Annotated in this window: 18 protein-coding genes; 16 read left to right on the top strand and 2 right to left on the bottom strand. The window is 51.1% G+C overall.

Features of this window, described 5'->3' with window-relative positions:
• Nucleotides 1-125: 125 nt before the first annotated feature.
• Entirely contained in the window at nucleotides 126-548 is a 423-nt protein-coding gene (gene mscL / locus NOG13_RS08220; RefSeq protein ID WP_283110081.1) for a large-conductance mechanosensitive channel protein MscL, read from the bottom strand.
• A 195-nt stretch (nucleotides 549-743) separates the two neighbouring features.
• Here mscL and NOG13_RS08215 point away from each other — a divergent pair, with 195 nt between their 5' ends.
• The 10 genes from NOG13_RS08215 (at nucleotide 744) to NOG13_RS08170 (ending at nucleotide 11630) form a co-directional block, all read left to right on the top strand.
• Entirely contained in the window at nucleotides 744-2138 is a 1395-nt protein-coding gene (locus NOG13_RS08215) for a radical SAM/SPASM domain-containing protein (protein ID WP_283110080.1), read from the top strand.
• A gap of 94 nt (nucleotides 2139-2232) precedes the next feature.
• A complete protein-coding gene (locus NOG13_RS08210; protein ID WP_283110079.1) occupies nucleotides 2233-3510 on the top strand; it encodes a 2-hydroxyacyl-CoA dehydratase subunit D in 1278 nt (425 codons plus the stop codon).
• Nucleotides 3507-5204, top strand: a complete 1698-nt coding sequence (locus NOG13_RS08205; protein ID WP_283110078.1) for an acyl-CoA dehydratase activase — start codon at nucleotides 3507-3509, stop codon at nucleotides 5202-5204. Before NOG13_RS08210 ends, NOG13_RS08205 begins: the two co-directional genes overlap by 4 nt.
• Nucleotides 5205-5491: 287 nt before the next feature.
• Entirely contained in the window at nucleotides 5492-5884 is a 393-nt protein-coding gene (locus NOG13_RS08200) for a pyridoxamine 5'-phosphate oxidase family protein (RefSeq protein ID WP_283110077.1), read from the top strand.
• Between the two features lie 327 nt (nucleotides 5885-6211).
• A complete protein-coding gene (locus tag NOG13_RS08195; protein WP_283110076.1) occupies nucleotides 6212-7357 on the top strand; it encodes an ABC transporter substrate-binding protein in 1146 nt (381 codons plus the stop codon).
• A 99-nt stretch (nucleotides 7358-7456) separates the two neighbouring features.
• Nucleotides 7457-8341, top strand: a complete 885-nt coding sequence (locus NOG13_RS08190; RefSeq protein WP_283110075.1) for a branched-chain amino acid ABC transporter permease — start codon at nucleotides 7457-7459, stop codon at nucleotides 8339-8341.
• 8 nt (nucleotides 8342-8349) lie between these two features.
• On the top strand, nucleotides 8350-9300 hold the full coding sequence (locus NOG13_RS08185; RefSeq protein ID WP_283110074.1) for a branched-chain amino acid ABC transporter permease: 951 nt from the start codon (nucleotides 8350-8352) through the stop codon (nucleotides 9298-9300).
• Nucleotides 9287-10060, top strand: coding sequence for an ABC transporter ATP-binding protein (locus tag NOG13_RS08180; RefSeq protein WP_283110073.1), 774 nt, complete (start codon nucleotides 9287-9289; stop codon nucleotides 10058-10060). The genes NOG13_RS08185 and NOG13_RS08180 overlap by 14 nt, the downstream gene beginning before the upstream one ends.
• Complete coding sequence (locus NOG13_RS08175; RefSeq protein WP_283110072.1) at nucleotides 10053-10757, top strand: ABC transporter ATP-binding protein; 705 nt, start codon at nucleotides 10053-10055, stop codon at nucleotides 10755-10757. Before NOG13_RS08180 ends, NOG13_RS08175 begins: the two co-directional genes overlap by 8 nt.
• A gap of 168 nt (nucleotides 10758-10925) precedes the next feature.
• The gene (locus NOG13_RS08170) at nucleotides 10926-11630 is read left to right on the top strand and encodes a bactofilin family protein (protein ID WP_283110071.1); all 705 of its coding nucleotides are present in this window, start codon (nucleotides 10926-10928) and stop codon (nucleotides 11628-11630) included.
• A gap of 48 nt (nucleotides 11631-11678) precedes the next feature.
• On the opposite strand, the gene NOG13_RS08165 is transcribed toward NOG13_RS08170, so the two are convergent.
• Nucleotides 11679-12785 (bottom strand): DUF3810 domain-containing protein, encoded by a 1107-nt coding sequence (locus NOG13_RS08165; RefSeq protein WP_283110070.1) that lies wholly within the window; start codon nucleotides 12783-12785, stop codon nucleotides 11679-11681.
• Nucleotides 12786-12950: 165 nt separating this feature from the next.
• Here NOG13_RS08165 and NOG13_RS08160 point away from each other — a divergent pair, with 165 nt between their 5' ends.
• The 6 genes from NOG13_RS08160 (at nucleotide 12951) to NOG13_RS08135 (ending at nucleotide 19088) form a co-directional block, all read left to right on the top strand.
• The gene (locus NOG13_RS08160) at nucleotides 12951-13457 is read left to right on the top strand and encodes an LURP-one-related/scramblase family protein (RefSeq protein ID WP_283110069.1); all 507 of its coding nucleotides are present in this window, start codon (nucleotides 12951-12953) and stop codon (nucleotides 13455-13457) included.
• A 103-nt stretch (nucleotides 13458-13560) separates the two neighbouring features.
• Nucleotides 13561-16185 (top strand): valine--tRNA ligase, encoded by a 2625-nt coding sequence (locus tag NOG13_RS08155; protein ID WP_283110068.1) that lies wholly within the window; start codon nucleotides 13561-13563, stop codon nucleotides 16183-16185.
• Between the two features lie 66 nt (nucleotides 16186-16251).
• Nucleotides 16252-17568 carry a bifunctional folylpolyglutamate synthase/dihydrofolate synthase gene (locus tag NOG13_RS08150; RefSeq protein ID WP_283110067.1) on the top strand — a complete coding sequence of 439 codons (1317 nt, stop codon included), beginning with the start codon at nucleotides 16252-16254 and terminating at the stop codon, nucleotides 17566-17568.
• A 117-nt stretch (nucleotides 17569-17685) separates the two neighbouring features.
• A complete protein-coding gene (locus tag NOG13_RS08145; protein WP_283110066.1) occupies nucleotides 17686-18018 on the top strand; it encodes an anti-sigma factor antagonist in 333 nt (110 codons plus the stop codon).
• Nucleotides 18002-18448, top strand: coding sequence for an anti-sigma F factor (gene spoIIAB / locus NOG13_RS08140; protein WP_283110065.1), 447 nt, complete (start codon nucleotides 18002-18004; stop codon nucleotides 18446-18448). Before NOG13_RS08145 ends, spoIIAB begins: the two co-directional genes overlap by 17 nt.
• The gene (locus NOG13_RS08135) at nucleotides 18438-19088 is read left to right on the top strand and encodes a sigma-70 family RNA polymerase sigma factor (RefSeq protein WP_283110064.1); all 651 of its coding nucleotides are present in this window, start codon (nucleotides 18438-18440) and stop codon (nucleotides 19086-19088) included. The genes spoIIAB and NOG13_RS08135 overlap by 11 nt, the downstream gene beginning before the upstream one ends.
• Nucleotides 19089-19199: the final 111 nt, after the last annotated feature.

Here is a 19199-nt window from a genome sequence, read left to right as displayed (position 1 = left end):
AACCATTATAGCAAAATAAGGAATAACAATCAACAATTTGGAAACATAAGCAATATTTTTGAGAATTATGTCTGAATTCGTGGAAAACAGTTGGGAGCGCGGTAGCTGACAAAAAAAGCGGGCAATCAGTTTTCCTTCGACTTTAACAGGTCGCGTATTTCCGTGAGCAGCTCTTCTGTTTTCGTCAGCTTGGCCGGAGTTTCCGGGGGCTTAATGTCGCTTAAAACAGGAATTTTCTCGCGAATCCGGTTAACGGCGCGGATGACGATAAAAATGGAAAGAGCCACCATAAAGAAATTCAGCAGGTTCTGTAGGAAGATACCGTAATTCAGCACAATATCCTTCGTTCCCGGAATGGAGGTGATGGTCAGTTTTAAATCGGAAATATTGATGCGCCCGATGACAATACTAAGGAGCGGAGAGATGATATCGTTCACGAGCGAAGAAACAACGGTGCTGAAAGCGCCGCCGATGATGACGCCGATGGCTAGGTCGATCATGCTGCCCTTCATCGCGAAACTGCGAAATTCTGACCAGAATTTTTTCATTTAGAAGCCTCCTGTGATATGTTCTTTGGTCAGTATACAAAAACTGGTTGAAAATGTCCAGATAAGCAGAAATATTGCCGGTTATCTCCAAAATTCTATACAAAATGTGGAAAATGTCTCATTGACTTTTGTCACTGTAAATATTATACTGAAAATTAATAGGCACGTGACAATCGCCATAAGGAGGAAGGAATTATGCAGAATAAAATTGCACATGCCGCTGAGCGCAAGGCATTTGAACTGGTTCTGGACGGCGTTATGAAATACGCCAAGAAAGATCGTACCAAAGGTTTTGTTCAGGTCGTTAATGCAATTGAAAAAGTCTTAGGCGATGTCTGGTCACCGCAGGCTTACGAATCGCTGCGTAAGTTCTTAGGAACCGACAGTAAGTGGTCACGTCAGCTGAGCCATATCCTTGACACAGTCGATCCTTTTGTTCTGAAAACATTGATGCTGAATGCCGGTTACGAAGGCGGTTTCCGCGGATTCCGCGATACCCAGAAAAATGCAGAAAAATACGGCTGCAGCATTCCGTATATTGTTCTGTTTGACCCCACCAGTGCCTGCAACCTGCACTGCACCGGCTGCTGGGCAGCGGAATACGGGAAAACGCTGAACTTGAGCTTTGAAGATATGGACAGTCTTGTGTCTCAAGCCAAGGAACTTGGAACTCACAACTTCTTTATGACCGGCGGCGAACCCATGGTGCGCAAGGCAGACATTGTGAAGCTTGCCGAGAAGCATAGAGACTGTGCGTTCATGCTCTTCACCAACGGAACCCTGATTGACGACGCTTTCTGCCAGGATATGAAGCGCCTCGGGAATATCTGGCTGTCTCTCTCGATTGAAGGCTTTGAAGAAGCGACAGACAGCCGCCGCGGAAAAGGCACCTTTAAACGCGTCATGGCAGCTATGGATAAGCTACATAGCTATGGCCTTGTCTACGGCACATCAATCTGCTACACTTCTGTAAACTACAAAGATGTTACCAGCGACGAGTTCTTAGATTTCCTCATTTCAAAGGGCGTTCTGTTCAGCTGGTATTTCCACTATATGCCGGTCGGCAACGACGCTTCCACTGAGCTTCTGCTGACTCCGGAACAGCGTGAATATATGTATCATCGTATTCGTGAGATTCGCGACTGGGAAGGCGGCAAGCCGATTTTCACCATCGACTTCCAGAACGACGGTGAATTTGTCGGCGGATGCATCGCCGGCGGAAAATATTACTGCCACGTCAACGCGAACGGCGACGTTGAGCCGTGCGTCTTTATTCACTATTCGAGCGCGAATATCCACAACATGAGCTGGATCGACTGCCTGCGCCAGCCGTTGTTCCTCGCTTACCAGAAGAATCAGCCGTTCAACGACAATATGCTTCGTCCGTGCCCGATGCTCGAGAATCCGGAGAAGCTGGTTGAATTGGTCCACCAGACTGGAGCAGTCAGCACAGACCTGCTGAGTCCGGAATCCTGCGAACATCTCTGCGGCAAGTGCACGGAGTACGCGAAGAATTGGCAGCCCTGCGCCCAGCATTTGTGGGAAACAAGTCATCCGGAGAAAGTCGCTGCAGAGAAAGTTGCGCAGTAGTTTTCAGAACGCGCGGGCGGTATGAAGATTTCATACCGCCCTTTCTTTTATTAACGTGCAGTTTTATTACTCAATGATAGGGGGCGCCGGCGCAATGAATGTTGCAAGAACATACGGCAACGTCGTCCGCAGGCAGATTGCGGACAAGCCAAAGACTGCCAGTGCCATGATTCGGACCGGACTTTATCTGGAATCGTTTCGCTGTGCCCATTTTGCCGAGAAAAAGATGCCGAAAGCGTACCGCTTTCTCAATTCGAAAGCGGTAGGCGTGGTAGCGGATGCGCTCAGCCACCCGGAAACTTACGCCTGGACGAATATTTTCGCTCCGACGGAGCTGCTGCAGACATTCGGCTTGTCCTGCGTCTCCGTAGAGTGTTTGGCCTCTTACCTTTCCGGCTTTTGGCTGGAGGATTACTTCATTGACCGTGCGGAAGATGTGGGCATTTCCTCAACGCTTTGCTCTTACCACAAAAACTTCATCGGGGCGGTTGAGTCCGGCGTTCTTCCTCTGCCTCGGCTGGGCGTTACGACATCCGTGACATGCGATGGAAACATCGGCACTTTCCGCTATATGGAACAGCGGTTCGGTGTCAAGAATTTTATTCTGGATATTCCGCAGAACTGGTCTCCCGAGGCAGAACGCTATGTTGTGGAACAGCTCCGCAGCCTGATTCAGGTGCTGGAAAACGCGACGGGCAGAAAATACAGTGAAGACGCCCTGCGCGAAACCATTCACCGAGAAAATGAGTCGAAAGCGCATTTTTCCAGCGCCCTCAAGAAACGAATCAGCCACAGTTACCCCAATACGATGACTCTGGTCCTGTTTCTGCTTCTTGCCACGCATTTGAACATCGGTTCTCAGTGGGTGCTGGACTTTTTCCGAATGCTCGACGAAGAAATCGGGACATATCCTCCGGATACGGGGAAGCGTCTGTTTTGGGTGCACACGACCCCGTATTCTCAGCCGACCTTGCAGTCTTATCTGAATTATAATGATAAGTGTTCCATCGTCTGCGACGACTTTAACCTCGATTATATGGAAGAGATGGATGAGACACATCCGCTGGAAGCACTCGCAAGGAAAATGATTTGCAACATTTATAACGGCAGCTTTGAGCGCAAAGCGCAGGCTTGCGTGAAATATGCAAAAGAGTACCAGTGCGATGCGGCGGTTGAATTCTGCCACTGGGGCTGCAAACAGTCCGCAGGCGGCGCGATTCTGCTCAAGGAGGAAATGCGCAAGGCAGGTATCCCCATGCTGATTCTCCACGGCGATTCCGTGGACCGGCGTAACAACCATGACGGGCAGATTCGAACCCGCTTTGAGGCGTTTCTCGAAATGCTGAACCGTGGTCAGGAGGCGACAGAATGATCGGCTATGTCTGTAAATACACCCCGGTTGAGGTGCTTCGCGCGATGGGAGCCGACCCCGTTCTGATGGAGCCGTCGGTCAATGACTTCAACCTTGCGGATACGCTGCTGTATCCAAACATCTGTTCCTACGTCAAAAGTGTTCTCGAAGATGCGGCAGGAAAGGATTATGAGGGCTTTGTCTTGACATCCTGCTGCGATTCCGTTCGCAGACTATATGATGTCCTCCGCGCCCGCTATCCGAAAAAGTTTCTTTTCATGCTGGACCTTCCGCGCTTTGCGTCTGACGCGGCCGCAGGGCTCTATGCCGGGCAGATTCGGAAAATGATGGAAGCTTATGCCGCTTTTTCAGGCAGGCAGTTTGACGAGAATGTTCTTCGCGAAATCATGCTCTGCAATTCTCAATACCGCCATCCGGAGTACGAGCCGAACGACCCGAATGTTTTGCGTATCGCTTTAGTGGGCAACCGCTGCAGCAACGGACTTCGGAATCTGATGCAGAACTGCGGGGTTAAAATCGTTGCCGACCTCACCTGCGCGGGGGCGGAGCGCGAATTTTCTCCCCCTGCGGAAGGGGAAGACCTGATTCTGAATTATACAAAGCAGCTATTAAAACAAATGCCCTGTTTACGCATGGGCGATATATCCGCAAGGCAGCGGCACATTGATGAGGTTGTTTCCCAGACTGACGGGGTGATTTACCACACCGTGAAGTTCTGCGACATTTATTCTTATGAGTATTCAACGCTGCACCGCCGAATCTCGGTTCCGCTGCTGAAAATCGAGACGGACACAACGCCACAGTGCGCAGGCCAGATTCGCACGCGAGTGGAAGCATTTTTGGAATCGCTTGCCGCCGCAAAAGGAATCAAGCCGGTGGACGAAAAACAGAAGCAGAGGGGAGAGAACAGCGTGACAGTCGTTGGCATTGACAGCGGCTCGACAAGCACGAATGCCGTTGTGATGAATGAAAAGAAGGAAATTCTCGCCTCTGGAAGCATCCGCACCGGTGCCAAAACAAGTGTTTCCGCGGAAAAGATTCTGAATGATGTTTTGAAAAAAGCGGGAATCGCGCGAACCGATGTGAGTATGATTGTTTCCACCGGTTACGGACGCGTTTCCATTCCGTTTGCCGATAAAAGCGTGACGGAGATTTCATGCCACGCCAAGGGAGCACGCTACTTCTGCCCCCATGTGCGCACGATTCTCGATATCGGCGGGCAGGACTCCAAAGCAATCCGTTTGAGCGAAACGGGTGAGGTTGAGGATTTCGTCATGAACGACAAGTGTGCAGCCGGCACGGGGCGTTTTCTGGAGGCGATGGCACGAACGCTAGAACTTGATATTTCCGAGCTTGGCCCTGTTTCTCTGAAATCGCAGGAAACGGTTGAAATCAGCTCCATGTGCACGGTTTTCGCCGAGTCGGAGGTAATCTCCCTCATCGCGCAGAACAAGGAAAAGGCCGACATTGCGAAGGGCGTGCACCGCGCGATCGCCGGAAAGGCCTGCTCTTTGCTCAGCCGTGTGGGCGGGGAACCCACTTATATGATGACGGGCGGCGTGGCAAAAAATCAGGGCGTTGTTCAGGCAGTGGAGGAAAAGCTCGGAGCAAAGCTGTTCCTGTGCAAAGACCCAGAGATTGTCGGCGCAGTGGGTGCAGCCCTGTTCGGACTCGAAAGTTTTGAAAAGGCATAAAATCAATCAAGGCACGAAAATAAAAGACTCATTTCGGCTTGTGTGAATTGCATTCCCATTTGAGGGCTGGATAGCCCGTTCGGCGGAAAAAAGTGCCTCTTGCCAAAGCATCTTGCTTTTCTTGGAAAAAGTACGTAAAACATTGTAACTTGTTCTTTACACAGTTTGTTAGGCCTATTATAATATTTTCAAGAAACTTCAATCAGTGGGATTCACAGTAGCAACCAAAATTCGCTTGTTCCGGCATCTGCCAGCTGTGGGACAAAATCGGAGATGGAGAGGGAACAATGGAAGAGGTTTATGAGTTCTTAAAAAAATGCCAGGTCTTTTTCTTAGCGACTGAAGAAGGAGACCAGCCCCGGGTACGTCCGTTTGGCGCCGTAAACATTTATAATGGAAAGCTGTATCTGCTGACCGGAAAGGCCAAGCAGGTTTCCAAACAGATTGCAGCCAATCCGAGAGTGGAGCTTTGCGCCTATGACGGTGAAACATGGCTTCGTGTTTCCGCAACGCTTGTAGAGGATAACAGCATAGAAGCACAGGAGTCCATGCTAAATGCATACCCCAGTTTGAGGCAACAATATCGGGCCGGCGACGGCAACACCCAAACGCTTTACTTGAAGGACGCCGTCGCTGTGTTTTATTCCATGACGGGCGAACCGAGAACCATTACATTCTGAAAAAATTCTTCCTAATCTAAGGGCAGACTTTTGGAGAAATTTTCCTCATTTTGCTTGCAGTGCAATTTTGCAGAAAATGACGAAAAATCATTTAAAACTTGCAAAAAAATTTTACACATTAAATCGTTGCAATCTTAAAGAAATCCGTTGACAGCACAAACGAATTAGCTTATAATAACCTAAAAATCATTCAATAATATACTGATTTAAAGCATGTATGCCCGCTGATATTGTGCACATGAGTGTGCAAATCAATCTTCGGATTGCTTTGCACACTTTTCATTTAATAAAATTGCATGTGCAAGAAAAGAAGGAGGAAGAATCATTTTGAAAAAGCAAATTACAGCGTGTGTTCTCGGCTTGGCTATGGTAGCATCGCTCGCTGGTTGTAAGGATAATGTAGGCTCCGCAGCCCGCGGCGGTTCCGGAGACACCATAAAGATTGGTTTCATTGGCCCTCTTACAGGCGACGCCTCGTCCTACGGCCAGTCCAGCCAGAAAGGTCTCCTACTCCTTGAAGACCAGATTAACAATGCCGGAGGCATCAACGGCAAGAAAATTGAAATCGTTTCGGTAGACGACGAAGGCAAACCAGCTACCACCTCAACAGGCGGAATGAAGTTGATTAACAGCGACAAGGTCGTTGCAATCGTCGGCCCGGTCACCAGCACCTGCGCAAACTCCTTTGCGCCGATTGCTCAGAAGTACAACATTCCAATGATTACCGGAACCGGTACAGATGTCAACATTACAAAAGCTGGCGACTGCATCTTCCGCACCTGCTTCACGGATCCGTTCCAGGGCAAAGTCATGGCGAAGTTTGCGACGGAAGACCTGAAAGCCAAGACCGCTGCTGTCCTTTACAACAACGGTGACGACTATTCCAAGGGCCTTTTCACTGCATTTAAAGACAGCTTCACCGGTACAATTGTTGACACGGAAACCTATAGCAAAGGCGACAAAGACTTCAATGCACAGCTAACGAAGATTTCCGCGAAGAAGCCGGATGTCCTGTTCCTGCCGGAGTACTACAGCGACGTTGCGGTCATTGCTCGCCAAGCTCGCAACATGGGTATCACCGCTACCATCATCGGCGGCGACGGATTTGACTCACCGGAGCTCTTCAGCGTCGGCGGCGATGCAGTAAACGGCGTATACTTCTCCAACCACTATACTTCTGACGATACTTCCGAGGCAGTTGTTCAGTTTATCAAGGATTACAAGGCTAAGTATAACGCGGAACCGGATGCCTTTGCGGCTCTGACCTATGATGCCGGAAAAGTCCTCTGCGAAAGCATTAAGAATGCCGGCAGCACAGATGCCAACGCAATTAAGAATGCCCTTAAGAGCTACAACGGAAGCGTTGTCTGCGGCAAAATCAGCTTTGACAGTGACCGCAACGCTGTAAAGTCTGCAGTCATCATTAAGACCGTGGATGGCAAGAAACAGTTCTATAAGAAGATTTCAGCCTGACCTGCGAAGCGGCTTGCGCTTTGAATCAAGGAAGATGCTTCCCGGGAGGAGAGGCAGCTTTTCCAGCACGGTTGTGGCGTGAAATAGGAGGAAAAGAAGTTGAGTCTAGTTGAAATTCTTCAGCAATTGATCAACGGCCTCTCGCTTGGGAGTGTCTACGCATTGATTGCCCTTGGCTATACCATGGTTTACGGCATTATCGGCCTGATCAATTTCGCCCACTGTGATATTTACATGGTGGGCGCCTACATAGGCCTTTTTGCATCCATAAATCTTCACCTGCCGTTCATTCCGACTCTTCTGATCGCCATGGTTGGTTCGGCAATTGCAGGCGTTCTTGTTGAGAGAATCGCCTACAAGCCGCTGCGGAAAGCGTCGAACATAGCATTGCTGATTACGGCAATGGGTGTTTCTCTCCTTTTGGAGAACACCTTCAATGCCATCTTCGGCGCCGCACAGAGAAGCTACCCGCATGACATCCTTGCGCAGAAGACTATCGCCATTGGACCGGTGCATACCGATTCTCTGCATCTCATCATTTTGCTCACCTCGGTTGTGCTGATGCTTCTGCTGCAGATTATCATTTACAAGACAAAAATCGGCAAAGCTATGCGTGCAACTTCAGCGGACAAGGATGCCGCCGCGCTGATGGGAATTAATGTTGACGCGACCATTTCCGCTACGTTCGCCATCGGCTCCGCCCTTGCGGGTGCGGCCGGCGTGCTGGTCGGAATCCTTTATAACAGCGTTGAACCGTACATGGGAATTCAGCCGGGCATCAAAGCCTTTACCGCTGCTGTCTTCGGCGGCATCGGCCTCATTCCGGGTGCGTTCCTCGGCGGCCTTGTTCTCGGCGTCATCGAAACCTTCGTAACCGCGTGGTATTCACCGCTATCCCATGCCATCGGCTTTATCGTCCTAATTGTCATTCTGATTATCAAACCGAGCGGGCTGCTTGGTAAAAAAGTCAGCGAGAAAGTGTAGGTGAGAGTATGACTGCTTTTGTGAAGAAACTTGCCGTCTATCTCGCCTCCTCGGTAGCAGTATTTGGTGTGTTCTCGCTGCTGATCTATCTAGGCGTGATCGACGCTTACTTAGAACGCATCCTCATGACAATCTGCATCAACGTGATTTTGGCACTCAGTGCAAACCTTGTCATTAATTACACGGGACAGCTTACACTCGGCCACTCTGCGTTCATGGCAATCGGCGCATACGGCGCGGCGGTTGTTAACCAGGCCGGAGTTCCGTTCTTTTTATCCCTCATCATCGGAAGCATCATCGCGGCATTGTTCGGCTTCCTCATCGGCCTGCCGACTTTGCGTCTAAAGGGCGACTACCTTGCCATTACCACGTTGGGCTTCTGCGAAATCATCGTCGTTGCGATTCAGAATATTCCTATGCTCGGCGGCGCACAGGGCTTGACGGGCATTCCGGGCGAAACCACGTTTGCCCTAGTGTTTTTCTCCATGGTTGTCACAATCCTGATTCTTTATCATGTTGTGAATTCCAGGCAAGGCCGTGCGATGATTTCTGTCCGCGAAGATGAAATTGCGGCGGAGGCAATGGGCATCAATACAACACGCTACAAAATCATGGCGTTTACAATTGGTGCGTTCTTTGCGGGATTTGCAGGTGGCCTTTATGCCTTCCTGATGATGTTCATTGAGCCGACTTCTTTCAACTACTTCAAATCCATTGACCTAGTCATCTATGTCGTTCTGGGCGGCAGCGGTAATTTTGCCGGCTGCATCACATCGACGACGATTCTTACCATCCTTCCGGAAGCCCTGCGCTTCCTTGAGGATTACCGCATGGTCATCTATCCGCTGCTTCTGATTGTTATCATGATTATGCGTGTCAAGAAAGTGCGCATTCCGTGGATTTCCGACCTTGTTGACACATTCCGCCGCAAAGGGGGCAAGAAGAATGCCGCTGCTTGACATTCAAAAAATCTCCATCCAGTTCGGCGGCCTGATGGCTGTCTCGGATTTTTCCATGCAGATGGAGAAAAATGACATTTGCGGTCTGATTGGACCGAACGGTGCAGGCAAGACGACCGTTTTCAACATGCTCACCGGCGTTTACCGCCCCACCAGAGGAAAGATTCTGTTTAACGGCAAATCCATCGCCGGTATGAGGCCTTACAACATTACCAGCGAGGGCATAGCCCGTACGTTTCAGAATATCCGTCTGATGAAGAATCTCACGGTGCTTGAAAACGTAAAGATTTCTTACATTTACCAAACAAAATGCAATCTTGCGGAATCGATTCTGCGCCTGCCTAGATATTTTCAGGAAGAAAAAGAGATTGAAGAGAAATCTCTCGAGCTGCTTAAGGTTTTCCATCTTGAGGATAAGAAGAACGAATTGGCCACCAACCTTCCTTACGGGGAGCAGCGCCGCCTTGAAATAGCAAGAGCGCTTGCGACCCAGCCGAAGCTCCTTCTTCTCGATGAGCCAGCGGCCGGTATGAATCCGCAGGAAACCCAGGAACTCAGCGATCTGATTCGCTGGATCCGCGAGAAGTTTGACATTGCCATTCTTCTGATTGAACACGACATGCGTCTTGTTATGGGCGTCTGCGAAAAAATCGTTGTGCTTGATTACGGGAAAATTATTGCCGAGGGTACCCCGGAGGAAATCCGCAATAACCCGAAGGTAATCGAAGCCTATCTCGGTGAGGAGGCTGCCCATGCTTAAGATTACGAATCTGAATGTTTATTATGGCGGAATCCATGCACTCAGCGATGTCAACATGGAAGTCAACGAAGGCGAAATCGTAACGCTGATCGGTGCAAACGGCGCGGGCAAAACCTCTACGCTTCGTGCTATTTCCGGGCTTGTTACCCCTTCAAGCGGAACGATAGAATTTGAAGGGCAGGACATTACAAAAATTCCGCCGCATAAAATTCCTTATCTGGGGATTTCCCATGTGCCGGAAGGGCGCCGCATTTTCGCCAACATGACAGTGGCCGAAAATCTGCAGCTCGGCGCATATCGCCGAAAAGACAAAGCGGAGATTGAGAAAGACTTCGAGTCTGTTTTCACAAGATTTCCGCGCTTGAAGGAGCGCCTCAGACAACGTGCTGGGACCCTCAGCGGCGGCGAACAGCAGATGCTTGCCATGGGTCGTGCGCTGATGTCGCGCCCGAAGATTTTGCTGTTGGACGAACCGTCCATGGGCCTTGCACCGATTGTTGTCCAAGAGATTTTCTCCATTATTCAGGACATCAACAAGTCCGGCACGACGGTGCTCCTTGTTGAGCAGAATGCGAACATGGCACTTTCCATCGCAAACCGTGCCTACGTCATTGAAACGGGGCGCATTACACTGGAAGGTAAAGCTTCCGACCTGTTGAACGACGAATCCGTGAAAAAAGCATACCTTGGCGGCTGACCGCATGAATGAAAAAAGCTCCCGAAATATTTCGGGAGCTTTTTGTGCATCCCGAAATTTTCAACAAAAAATAGCAAAATACTGGAAAATGCGACAGGATTAATGTATAATATATAAAATGGTTCATGCTATTTTCGCCGTTAACCAGAGAAAAGGGGACAAATAGGTATGGAAACAGGATTCTCTACGCAAAATCAAGGTTTCACCCACATGATTAAGCGTATTTGGAACGGACCGGAAGATGAGGAGGATTCAGCAAAGGTGAAGAACATGGATATGCAAGAGCATTCGTACGATATGAGGGGAATAAACGAGGATCGTCTTGAGAACGGGAACCGTCCGTTCCGCCGCGATTATTCGCAGCAGAAACAGATCCCGCAGCAGGATATGCGTAATTTTGAAACAAGCAGCGTGAATGCGACGATTATCTCCAAGGGCACTGTCATTAATGGTAACATCAAGTCCGACGGTGACATTGAGATGTACGGTTCTGTTTCTGGAAGTATCGAAACGACCGGAAGGGTGAAAATCAACGGCAAACAGATCGGTGACGTTCAGGGTTCCAGTGTCGACCTGATGGATTGCACTGTGCGCGGCAATATCAGTGCATCGGATTCTATTGTTGTCGATAGCAATTCGGTCATTGTCGGCGATATTAAAGGCGGAAGCCTTACCTTCGACGGAAAGCTGAAAGGAAATGTCCACGTTATGGGGAATGTGAATTTGCAGGGCAACGCAGTTATCATCGGCGATGTTACTTCCACCACAATCACCGTGGAAAGCGGTGCGCGTCTCCAGGGTTCAATTCAGGTTTCTGACGGCAGCATTGACGACGTAGATCTGCCGGACGATCTACCTGATACAAACAACTAAATTGCTTTCCAGTAAAACGAAAGGCAGCCGGATTAACCGGCTGCCTTTTTATTTTCCTTCTTTTTCTGCGCGCTGGAGTGCCAGCAGCAGGTCGACCATACGCCCATAACTCTGTACGCCGTCTTTTTGGCTGTTGGCTTTCAAATAATTGTCATTGATGGAATCTGCCGCATCGGCCGCTGGGCCGGTAAACCGGCTCCAGTATTCGTTGTTGAACGCCAAGTCGCGCCGGACTCCTTCGCTCAGAGTGGAAAAGATTTGTGCCGCTTTTTGGGAATCCGTTGCAAACAAAGCGTTGGAGGCATAAGTGAACGCCATAGCGGCGCCGGAATAGCGAAAGTCAATATCGTCGCTGCTGCGGCAGGCTAAGTAAGCGATAAAATTCGCCTCATCTTCCCGCATATAGCCGCGCAGATGAGAAAGCTCGTGGCACATAGTAAACGGAATCGTATATTCGGGAACGTCGGTATTGACGTTTGCTTCAAAGGTAAACGGGAAGAATATTCCTGTAATATTGCACTGGGACATCGCCAGTGAGGCTAAAACAGGTTTCGGGGCGCCGTAACCCGAATACAGCAGCGGATATTCTGCGCTGAGGCGGTCAAATGAAACGCGCGCCGTATCCGCATTTTCCCGAAAGTCCCGCTTGTGCAGCAGCATGACGGCATTGCTGTCTGTTTTCACTTTGGCACGAAGGGCATTGGAATCCTCTGCGAGAGATTTGCACAGTTCAATAAGTTCCTCGCTGGACGATTCTTTGACGGTGAGGCCGCATGTCTGCGCAAAGGTGCTGCGGTAATAGTTGATTCCGCAGTTGATGGTAAACAAAAAAAGCAGGATGCCTGCACCGCAAAGCAGATTGATCAAAAAGCGCGCTGCCGTTTCACCGCGTTTCCCTTTTAAACGAATCAGGCGGACAACAAAGCGAACAAAAGCCGCAATCAGAAAGGCAATGAGAAAATATACCAAGATTTCCGCAAGAGAAAACGGCACAAGCGAGGTGACAGCATTCAAGCCGCGCGAAAGATAGGGGTAAATCCGTTCTGCGTAGCTTTCCGCAAAGCCCGGGAGGGACGAAGATGCAAAGATGAGCGCAAATGAAACCGGAATCGTAAGCAAAATCCAAAGCCGGCGGAGCTTGAATACGGCTTTCATAACGTAGGGGTACCTCCGTTCAAGAAGTTGTCCATATTATAGCATAGTTTATTTCCGCCGGGTAGCAGGCGAAATATTGCCCGCAGGAGGGATTATCGCTTGCCGCGTGAAGGGAAAAATGATAGAATAGCACCAGTTAAGAACGCAGGAAAGGAAGAGGGGGTAGTGCAACTTTATCTTAAACCGGAGAGCGGGCGGCCGAAGGTCCTGTTTTCTGTTCTGGACGAAGGCGGCAAGCTGCTGTATGAAGTGTGCGGCGAATATCTGTCCGTTGGGGCGCACTTTGCGCTGCATATTCCCGATGGCGGAACAGCAGCTAAGCTGACGGGCGTCTGTCTGCCGGGAATGTACCGTTTTACAGCGGTAAGCGGAACCCGCAGACTGCGCATCTGGGTCAGAACACAGGCTCCGCACAGAAGCGTGCAGTTCAAAGGCTTGAACTGGCGTTTTCGGGGCAGTCTGCTCACACGTTCGTTTGATGTTGTGGAAGACCACCGCGGCCATTCCGAGCCCTCCGTCGTCATGACGCACGGCAGCTGCTGGATGGGCAGGTCGGAATGTTACGCTGTGACGGTTACACAAGAAGCGAATATTCCGCTCGCCCTTTGTGTTGCCGTCGCAATTGATTGCGCTGCTCCGAACGGTTGTGCTTCTCCGGTTCCCGCGGGATAAATTTGACAAAGCAACTGAGCAATGCAATAATAAAAAGAACATGTATTTTTCTCAGAAACTTGGCACGCATAGCGCTGTCCGAACAACAGAGGAAGGATAAAACATGAGCAGGCAATTAAACAAAACCTATGAGCCGCAGGAGGTTGAAGACAGAACCTATCGGTTCTGGCTTGAGAAAAAATACTTCCACGCGGTACGAGATCCGAAGAAAAAACCGTATACCATCGTTATTCCGCCGCCGAACATCACCGGCAAGCTCCACATGGGACATGCCCTCGATGAAACGTTGCAGGATATTCTGATTCGCTGGAGAAGAATGCAGGGCTATTGCGCTCTTTGGCTCCCCGGCACCGACCACGCTTCCATTGCGACGGAAGCAAAAATCGTCGAAGCCATGCGCAAAGAGGGCCTTACAAAAGAACAAATCGGCCGAGAAGCATTTCTGGAGCGCGCATGGGCGTGGAAAGAGCAGTACGGCGGGCGCATCGTCGAGCAACTGAAAAAGCTCGGTTCTTCCTGCGACTGGGACCGTGAGCGCTTTACGCTGGACGAAGGCTGCTCCAAGGCAGTTCGCGAGGTCTTTGTCCGTCTTTATGAAAAAGGGTTGATTTACCGCGGCGAGCGCATCATCAACTGGTGCCCGCACTGCAAAACTTCCATTTCCGACGCGGAAGTTGAGTTTGAGGAGCGCGACGGCTTCTTCTGGCATCTGCGCTATCCGTTCAAAGACGGCAGCGGCTATCTTGAACTTGCTACCACCCGCCCCGAAACGATGCTGGGCGATACGGCTGTGGCGGTTCACCCCGAGGATGAGCGCTACAAGCACCTTGTAGGCAAAACGCTGATTCTACCCCTTGTCGGGCGTGAGATTCCGGTCATCGCCGATGAATATGTTGAGCGCGACTTCGGAACCGGTGTGGTGAAGATTACACCGGCGCATGACCCGAACGACTTTGAAGTCGGTCTGCGTCATAACCTCGAAGTCATCAACGTCATGAACGAAGACGGCAGCATCAACGAGAACGGCGGAAAATATGCCGGACTGCCCGGCCTTGAGGCCCGTAAGCGGATTGTGGACGACCTCAAAGAACAGGGCTACCTCGTGCGCGTGGAGCCAATTAAGCACAACGTCGGCTCCTGCTATCGTTGCGGAACCATTGTGGAACCACGCGTTTCCAAACAATGGTTCGTAAAAATGAAGCCGCTTGCGGAGCCTGCCATTGAAGCAGTCCGCTCCGGCAAGACGCGGTTTATTCCGGACCGTTATGCAAAGATTTATTATCACTGGATGGAAAACATCCGCGACTGGTGCATTTCGCGCCAGCTTTGGTGGGGGCACCGCATCCCCGCGTGGTATTGCCAGGACTGCGGAGAAACCATCGTTGCCCGCGAAGCTCCTCATGCCTGCCCGAAGTGCGGCAGCACGCATCTGGAGCAGGACCCCGATACGCTCGACACTTGGTTCTCATCGGCACTCTGGCCGTTCTCGACGCTCGGCTGGCCGGATAAGACTCCGGACCTTGAATATTTCTACCCGACCGATACCCTCGTAACGGGTTACGACATCATTTTCTTCTGGGTCGCCCGCATGATTTTCTCCGGAATGGAGCACATGGGCGAAACACCGTTCCGTACCGTGCTGATTCACGGCCTTGTGCGCGACGAAAAGGGCCGCAAGATGAGCAAATCGCTCGGCAACGGCATTGATCCGCTGGAGATTATCGACAAGTACGGCGCAGATGCCCTGCGCTTTACGCTCGCAACAGGCAATAGCCCAGGAAACGATATGCGCTTCTCGCAGGATAAGGTGGAAGCGAGCCGAAACTTTGCCAATAAGATTTGGAACGCCGCACGCTTTATTCTGATGAACCTCGAAGGGCATGACGTTCCGTGCACTCTTCCGGAAGAGCTGTCTCTCGAGGACAAGTGGATTGTCGATTCCTTCAACCGCTTGACGAAGGAAGTTACGGATAATCTGGAGCATTTCGAGCTCGGCATTGCCGTGCAGAAACTCTATGATTTCCTCTGGGATGAGTTCTGTGACTGGTATATTGAAATCTCGAAGATTCGCCTCAACTCCGGCGATGAGAAGGCTGCGCAAAATGCACGTCAGGTGCTAGTCTGGTGCATGTCCTCCACTATGCAGTTGCTGCATCCCTTCATGCCGTTCATCACCGAAGAAATTTGGCAGGCGCTTCCGCACAGCGGCGAGTCCATCATGATTTCCAAATGGCCGGAATATGATGAGAACCACTGCTTCCCCAAGGCGGCCGAAGAGATGCGCAAAATCATGGAAGCGGTTCGTGCCGTGCGCAACCGCCGCGCTGAGATGAATGTTCCGCCTTCCCGCAGAGCGCGTCTCTACATTGCCACCGCAATGCCGGAAACATTCCGCGCGGGAATTCCTATCTTTGAACGCCTTGCTTGGGCCAGCAGCGTTGAAATCGGCCCGTCCTTCACGCTTGACGGCGCCGTAACCATCGTAACGCCAGACGCCAAGCTGTTTATCCCTACGGATGAGCTAGTCGATAAGAAAGCGGAGCTTGCCCGTTTGACGAAGGAACTCGAATCTGCCAAAAAGCAATTCGCAACGGCTGAGGCCAAGCTGAAGAACGAGAAGTTCCTTGCCAAAGCTCCGGCGAATGTTGTGGAAGGAGTTCGCCAAAACGCCGCAAAGCTCAAGGAGCATATTGCCCTCATTGAATCGAGCATTAAAGAAATGCAATAAACTGTTTGATGAACCTCTCCCGTTTTCAGACGAACGGGAGAGGTTTGCATTTTCCGAGGAGAGTCTATGACATACGAAGAAACTCTAAAAAAAATAGACACGTACCATCGGTTCAGCCGAGAGCCGGGGCTGGAACGGATAAAAGAACTTCTGCGCCGGCTCGGCAATCCGCAGAAGGAACTGCGAGCCGTCCATGTCGCCGGCACAAACGGGAAGGGGACAACAAGTACCCTGCTCGCGTCCATCTTGACTGCGGCAGGCTACCGCACGGGGCTGACCGTTTCCCCGCATGTCTGCGATTTCCGTGAGAGGCTGCAGCTAAACGGCCAAATGATTCCGCGGCAGGAGTTTGTTGCAATTGCGCAACGGGTTTTTGCGGAAGCGGACGCAATGCTTGCGGAAGGCCTGCAGCTTACTGAGTTTGAAGTAATTACCGCAATGGCGTTTCTCTGGTTTGCGGAACAGAAATGCGATGTTGCGGTTTTGGAAGTCGGGCTTGGCGGACGGTTTGACGCGACCAATGTCATTGAGTCTCCGCTCGTTTCCGTGATTGTTTCGATTTCCCTCGACCATACCGAGGTTCTCGGCGACACCGTGGAAAAAATCGCAGCGGAAAAATGCGGGATTATCAAACCCGGCTGTCCGGTGGTCTGCAGCCCCGGTGAGCCCCAAGGGGCACTCGAAGTGATTCGGCGCACAGCAAAAGAACGTGGCTGTGCGCTTACGGAGGCCTCCTTGGAGGGAATCCAGATTCTTTCTTCCGGCCTTGCCGGAACGCAGCTGAAATATCGGGGCGAAACGCTTCGGCTTTCTTTCCCGGGAAAACACCAAGTGCAGAATGCCGCAACCGTACTCTCCGCAGTTGAGGTTTTGCGCAGTTCCGGCCTGAACATCTCATCGGATGCGCTGCGGAACGGATTTTCCAACGCAAGGCTTCCCGCGCGGTTTGAGGTGCTTTCGGAAAATCCGCCCGTACTCATCGACGGCGCGCATAACCCCGGAGGAACCTCCGCACTTGCGGCGACTTTGCGTAGCTGCCTGCCCGGTAAAAAAATCGTTGCTGTCATGGGCATGATGGCGGACAAAGACGCAGCACACGCGGTCCGGAATCTTAGCGGACTTTTTTCTTATGTCGCTGCCACGGTGCCGCCCTCCCCGCGCGGAATGAGCGCAGAACAATTTGCGGCCCTTTGGCGGAAAGCAGGGACGGAAGCTGACGCGGCACAAAATCCGCAGGAAGCGCTTCGCCTTGCCTGTGCGCGGCTGGAACCCGGCTGTGCACTGGTCGTCTGCGGGTCGCTGTATCTTGCAGGGGAACTGCGCGAACCGCTCCGAAAGCTACTAGCCGAGCATAAACTGCCGGAAAAGACGCATAAAATATAAGAATGTCCTCAAAATTCGAGCAATAATTTATCCCTTGTCCATTATTTTAATGGATAGGGGATTTTTTATGCCCGAATGGGGCATACTAACTTAATCTGGAATTTGGGGGTGCCCTTCATGGGTGTAAGGCTGATTTTAAAAAACAGTGTTCTCACAGCCGTCCTCAGCGGTGAAATTGATCATCACTCCGCGAGGGAAATCCGCACGGAGATTGATTCAACTGCGGCAAAAGTGCAGCCGAAAACGCTGATTATGGATTTTTCAGCCGTTAAATTCATGGACAGTTCCGGCATAGGGCTGATTATGGGCCGCTGCAAGATGATGCAGGCTTGGAACGGTTTAGTGGAAATCCGCAATTTGCCGCCGAACGTGGAGCGAATTGTTTCTCTCGCCGGGTTGGAGCGCCTGTGCACAATCAGAAGGGGGACTGTAAATGAAACCGATGAATGAAATGGAGTTGTCTTTCCCGAGCTGCTCCGCGAACGAAGGATTTGCAAGGGCTGCCGTTTCCGCTTTTATCGCACAGCTGGACCCCACGGTGGACGAGCTGTGCGATATTAAAACGGCAGTGTCCGAGGCCGTCACAAACTGCATTGTTCATGCTTACCGTGATTCCATCGGAACAGTCTACATAAACTGCCGCATTTACGAAAACGGCAGAGTCGTGGTAAAAGTTCGCGACAAAGGATGCGGAATTGCAGACATCCAACAGGCGATGCAGCCGATGTTCACAACCTCGGAGGGGGAACGTGCGGGTCTTGGTTTTGCGGTTATGGAAAGTTTCACGGACCGTCTGCATGTCTCGTCGCGGCCGGGAAAAGGAACGTCCGTGATTATGGAGAAAACCATTCGCCGCCGTCCTGCGGAAGATGAACACTGACCGTGTCGTTCAGGAGAATGTCGGGCTTGTCCATGCCTGCGCGCGCCGGTTCAAGGGGCGCGGCATTGAGTATGACGACCTTTTTCAGGCCGGATGTCTCGGCCTAGTAAAGGCGGCGGCAAATTTTGATGAAACGCGCGGCGTCCGCTTTTCCACCTACGCCGTTCCGGTCATTCTCGGCGAGATAAAGCGCTTGTTTCGGGACGGCGGCGCCGTTAAGGTGGGCCGTGGGCTGAAGGAGCTTTCCATACGGGCTTTAAAGGAATCGACCGCCTTTGCGGAGCGCGAGGGGCGTCCGCCGAAAATCGGAGAACTGGCCGATATTTTGGGAGTAGAACCGGCAGAAGCCGCGGAAGCGCTCGGAGCCGCACAAGCGCCGCTTTCTCTCACAGCGGATGAAGATGATGGGGGCGGCCAGCTCGACGTCAGTGTTGAGCCGGAGGACGATAAAATTACAGAACTGCTTTCGCTGAAACAGGTCGTTACCGAGCTGAAACCGAAAGATCGAAAAATTATTGTGCTTCGGTATTTTCAAAGCCATACCCAGACGGAAACCGCTAAAGCCCTCGGCATGACGCAGGTGCAGGTTTCCCGACGGGAAAAGAAAATTTTAAATGAACTTCGCAGGAAACTCTCTTAGTTGAATCAAAAGCCCTTTCCTCGGCCTAAGGGTCGGGGAGGGGCTTTTTATATTACTATTACCATATATGCTACGAAAGCACATAAAAGGGAAATATTGCATTTTATTTGT

Source organism: Thermocaproicibacter melissae (assembly GCF_024498295.1).
Lineage (GTDB): Bacteria > Bacillota > Clostridia > Oscillospirales > Acutalibacteraceae > Thermocaproicibacter > Thermocaproicibacter melissae.
The sequence above is the reverse complement of the archived record's forward strand: the minus strand, read 5'-3'. Positions and strand labels throughout refer to the sequence as shown.

Bases quoted from the DNA above. Each gene is read 5' to 3' on its own strand.
- mscL (WP_283110081.1), bottom strand. From the start codon at position 548: ATGAAAAAATTCTGGTCAGAATTTCGCAGTTTCGCGATGAAGGGCAGC.
- NOG13_RS08215 (WP_283110080.1), top strand. From the start codon at position 744: ATGCAGAATAAAATTGCACATGCCGCTGAGCGCAAGGCATTTGAACTG.
- NOG13_RS08210 (WP_283110079.1), top strand. From the start codon at position 2,233: ATGAATGTTGCAAGAACATACGGCAACGTCGTCCGCAGGCAGATTGCG.
- NOG13_RS08205 (WP_283110078.1), top strand. From the start codon at position 3,507: ATGATCGGCTATGTCTGTAAATACACCCCGGTTGAGGTGCTTCGCGCG.
- NOG13_RS08200 (WP_283110077.1), top strand. From the start codon at position 5,492: ATGGAAGAGGTTTATGAGTTCTTAAAAAAATGCCAGGTCTTTTTCTTA.
- NOG13_RS08185 (WP_283110074.1), top strand. From the start codon at position 8,350: ATGACTGCTTTTGTGAAGAAACTTGCCGTCTATCTCGCCTCCTCGGTA.
- NOG13_RS08180 (WP_283110073.1), top strand. From the start codon at position 9,287: ATGCCGCTGCTTGACATTCAAAAAATCTCCATCCAGTTCGGCGGCCTG.
- NOG13_RS08175 (WP_283110072.1), top strand. From the start codon at position 10,053: ATGCTTAAGATTACGAATCTGAATGTTTATTATGGCGGAATCCATGCA.
- NOG13_RS08170 (WP_283110071.1), top strand. From the start codon at position 10,926: ATGGAAACAGGATTCTCTACGCAAAATCAAGGTTTCACCCACATGATT.
- NOG13_RS08165 (WP_283110070.1), bottom strand. From the start codon at position 12,785: ATGAAAGCCGTATTCAAGCTCCGCCGGCTTTGGATTTTGCTTACGATT.
- NOG13_RS08155 (WP_283110068.1), top strand. From the start codon at position 13,561: ATGAGCAGGCAATTAAACAAAACCTATGAGCCGCAGGAGGTTGAAGAC.
- NOG13_RS08150 (WP_283110067.1), top strand. From the start codon at position 16,252: ATGACATACGAAGAAACTCTAAAAAAAATAGACACGTACCATCGGTTC.
- NOG13_RS08145 (WP_283110066.1), top strand. From the start codon at position 17,686: ATGGGTGTAAGGCTGATTTTAAAAAACAGTGTTCTCACAGCCGTCCTC.
- spoIIAB (WP_283110065.1), top strand. From the start codon at position 18,002: ATGAAACCGATGAATGAAATGGAGTTGTCTTTCCCGAGCTGCTCCGCG.
- NOG13_RS08135 (WP_283110064.1), top strand. From the start codon at position 18,438: ATGAACACTGACCGTGTCGTTCAGGAGAATGTCGGGCTTGTCCATGCC.